We start from the raw sequence: 2,728 nt of genomic DNA on the forward strand, positions 1-2,728 counted from the left end.
GGCGGCTGAGGACGACGCACCGTTGGATGACGTCTCGCCGTCTTCCGACGAGACGCCCACCCCGGCGCCGGACAGCGGCCCCACCTTCAAGGGCAACGACATCGAGCGGTTCTACCGTTACGGCCTGCTCGCCAACCCCTCCCTGCGGATCTACAAGCCGTGGCTGGACGCCGACTTCGTCAGCGAGCTCGGCGGCCGCAAGGAGATGTCCGAGTGGCTGCTCGCCCACGACCTGCCCTATCGGGACAGCACGGAGAAGGCCTACTCCACCGACGCGAACATCTGGGGCGCGACCCACGAGGCCAAGGCGCTCGAGCACCTCGACGCGGGCATCGAGATCGTCGAACCGATCATGGGCGTGCGGTTCTGGGACCCCGCCGTGGAGATCGCCACCGAGGACGTCACGATCGCCTTCGAGCAGGGCCGGCCGGTGGCCATCAACGGCAAGGAGTTCCCCTCCGCGGTCGACCTGGTGCTGGAGGCCAACGCCATCGGCGGCCGGCACGGCATGGGCATGTCCGACCAGATCGAGAACCGGGTCATCGAGGCCAAAAGCCGGGGCATCTACGAGGCGCCGGGCATGGCGTTGCTGCACGCGGCGTACGAGCGGCTGGTCAACGCGATCCACAACGAGGACACCCTCGCCAGCTACCACAACGAGGGACGGCGGCTGGGCAGGCTGATGTACGAGGGCCGCTGGCTGGACCCGCAGGCGCTGATGGTGCGCGAGTCGCTGCAGCGCTGGGTCGGGACGGCCGTCACCGGCGAGGTGACCCTGCGGCTGCGGCGCGGTGAGGACTACTCCATCCTGGACACGTCCGGACCGGCCTTCAGCTACCACCCGGACAAGCTCTCCATGGAGCGCACCGAGGACTCCGCCTTCGGGCCGCTCGACCGCATCGGCCAGCTGACCATGCGCAACCTCGACATCGCCGACTCCCGCGCCAAGCTGGAGCAGTACGCCAGGCTCGGCATCGTCGGCAGCCCGCACCCGACGTTGATCGATACCGCCCAGGCCGCCTCGACCGGGCTGATCGGCGCGATGCCCGAGGGCGGGGCCGAGGCGATCGCCTCCCGCGGCGAGGTCCCCACAGAGGTTCCCGACGACGACCAGTTGCTCGATCACGCCGCGATGGAGTCCGGCACCGACTGACCGGCGGCCGTGGTGGCGGGTCGTCGCGGCGAACGCCGTCGGACAGCCCGCCACACCACTACGAGCGGGGATCAGCCGAAGAACCCGAAGATGAGGTCCATGTCGAGCGGGGTCGGCTTGATGCGGTAGCCCTCGGGCGGCTCGGCGCCGATGTGGTGGCCGACCAGGTGATCCCACAGCCGTCCCAGCCCCGGACGGTGATGACCGGCGCCGTCGAGCCCGACGCGGCAGACCGACCGGCCGTATGGATCCTCGGGCACCAGCGCCGACGCCGTGAAGTACACCACCCGTGCCGGCTCATCGACCCAGAGGATCTCCCACACCGCCCGTCCGAACTCCGACAGGATCGTCGTCACCTCACCGGTGTCCGGATCCATCCGGTTCAGCCGAAGCGTGCGGAAGTCGCGCGGCTGCTCGAGGAAGTACACCGCCGAGCCGTCCTCGGCCCACCACACCCACCGCCACTGGATCGGCGGTTCATCGTCCCCGGGATCTTCGTCGAGACCATCGTCATGAGCGCGCAGATCACCGGTTACACCCTCACCCTGGACCTGCAGAAGGGCATTTTCGACCGGTTCCGCACGCTGCCCATGGCGCCCTCGGCGGTGCTCGTCGGCCAGACCCTGAGCGACGTGCTCATGAACCTCACCAGCGTCGTCGTGATGGTCCTGGCCGGGCTGGCCGTCGGCTGGCGCATCCACTCGGCGCCGTACGAAGCCCTGCTGGGCTTCTTCCTGCTGATCCTGTTCTCGTACGCCTTCTCCTGGGTCACCGCCACGGTCGCGCTGGCCCTGCGCAGGCCGGAGGTGTTCAACCACATCGCCACCATCGTGTCGATGCCGCTGGTCTTCCTGTCCAACGCGTTCGTCGACAGCGCCCGCCTGCCCGGACCGCTCAGGCCCATAGCCGAGTGGAACCCCGTCTCCACCATCACCCAGGCCGCCCGCGAACTGTTCGGCAACACCACCTCAGCCATGCCGCTGCCGCGAGCCTGGCCGCTGCAGCACGCGGTGCCGGCCTCGCTGCTCTGGTCGCTGGTGCTCCTGCTCGTGTTCGTGCCCCTGGCCACCCGGCTGTACAAGCGAGCGCTCAGCCGATGACCACACCGAGGGGTGACATGGAACCACAGGTACGGGTCGTCGACGGCGACCGCGACAGGACCGTCCGGCGGCTCCAGGAGGCCTTCGCCGACGGGCGGCTCACCGCCGCCGAGATGGAGGAGCGCCTCGAACAGGCGCTCGCCGCCGCCTCCCACGCCGAGCTGACGTCGGCGATCGCCGACCTGCCCGAGCTCCCGGACGAGCTGGTCGAGCTGAGGTCCACCGGCGGGCGCATCCTGCGAGCAGGCGACTGGCAGGTCCCGCGCCGGCTGAGCATCGAGTCCGAGTACGGCAAGGTGCGGCTCGACCTGTCCCGGGCCGTCGTCGACCATCCGGAGATCGAGATCGACCTACGGCTCGAATACGGCTCCGCCACGATCGTCCTGCCGCCCGGCGCCACCGCGAACACCGACGGGGTGCGTACCGAATGGGGCGGCGTGACCTGCGAGGCGGCGGGCCGGGCGCGTCCCGGCGC

4 protein-coding genes are annotated in these 2,728 nt (G+C 69.9%); 3 read left to right on the forward strand and 1 reads right to left on the reverse strand.

Annotated elements, in window-relative coordinates:
- A partial coding sequence (gene argG, locus AB0J09_RS61740) for an argininosuccinate synthase (RefSeq protein WP_360713405.1) occupies window positions 1-1,153 on the forward strand: 1,153 nt, incomplete at its 5' end.
- A 71-nt stretch (window positions 1,154-1,224) separates the two neighbouring features.
- Here argG and AB0J09_RS61745 read toward each other — a convergent pair.
- On the reverse strand, window positions 1,225-1,608 hold the full coding sequence (locus AB0J09_RS61745; RefSeq protein ID WP_360713411.1) for a hypothetical protein: 384 nt from the start codon (window positions 1,606-1,608) through the stop codon (window positions 1,225-1,227).
- A gap of 24 nt (window positions 1,609-1,632) precedes the next feature.
- On the opposite strand from AB0J09_RS61745, the gene AB0J09_RS61750 reads away from it, so the two are divergent.
- Together AB0J09_RS61750 and AB0J09_RS61755 are read left to right on the forward strand one after the other, a co-directional pair.
- Window positions 1,633-2,253 carry an ABC transporter permease gene (locus AB0J09_RS61750; RefSeq protein ID WP_360713409.1) on the forward strand — a complete coding sequence of 207 codons (621 nt, stop codon included), beginning with the start codon at window positions 1,633-1,635 and terminating at the stop codon, window positions 2,251-2,253.
- A gap of 17 nt (window positions 2,254-2,270) precedes the next feature.
- Window positions 2,271-2,728: DUF1707 domain-containing protein (locus tag AB0J09_RS61755; RefSeq protein ID WP_360713407.1), on the forward strand; the 458-nt coding region annotated here is incomplete at its 3' end.

This window comes from Nonomuraea sp. NPDC049784, assembly GCF_040659615.1.
In the GTDB taxonomy this organism is placed as follows: Bacteria; Actinomycetota; Actinomycetes; order Streptosporangiales; family Streptosporangiaceae; genus Nonomuraea.